We start from the raw sequence: 673 nt of genomic DNA on the forward strand, positions 1-673 counted from the left end.
GAAGCGAACCGGGGGAACTGAAACATCTAAGTACCCCGAGGAAAAGAAATCAACCGAGATTCCCCCAGTAGCGGCGAGCGAACGGGGAGCAGCCCAGAGTCTGAATCAGCTTGTGTGTTAGTGGAACGGTCTGGAAAGTCCGACGGTACAGGGTGATAGTCCCGTACACCAAAATGCACAGGTTGTGAACTCGAAGAGTAGGGCGGGACACGTGGTATCCTGTCTGAATATGGGGGGACCATCCTCCAAGGCTAAATACTCCTGACTGACCGATAGTGAACCAGTACCGTGAGGGAAAGGCGAAAAGAACCCCGGCGAGGGGAGTGAAAAAGAACCTGAAACCGTGTACGTACAAGCAGTGGGAGCACCGCGTCGGTAAGGTGATATGAACCGTTATAACCGGCGATTTCCGAATGGGGAAACCCAGTGTGTTTCGACACACTATCATTACGTGAATACATAGCGTAATGAAGCGAACCGGGGGAACTGAAACATCTAAGTACCCCGAGGAAAAGGGAAAGGCGAAAAGAACCCCGGCGAGGGGAGTGAAAAAGAACCTGAAACCGTGTACGTACAAGCAGTGGGAGCACCCTTTGGGGTGTGACTGCGTACCTTTTGTATAATGGGTCAGCGACTTATATTCTGTAGCAAGGTTAACCGTATAGGGGAGCCG

The 673-nt window shown here is 51.9% G+C and carries 1 rRNA gene (running past both ends of the window); it reads left to right on the plus strand.

Features of this window, described 5'->3' with window-relative positions:
* Positions 1 to 673 (plus strand): 23S ribosomal RNA (locus tag GY169_RS23295) (it extends past both window edges: 1,157 nt to the left, 2,614 nt to the right).

The organism is Kluyvera genomosp. 3, from assembly GCF_011765685.1.
In the GTDB taxonomy this organism is placed as follows: domain Bacteria; phylum Pseudomonadota; class Gammaproteobacteria; order Enterobacterales; family Enterobacteriaceae; genus Kluyvera; species Kluyvera georgiana_A.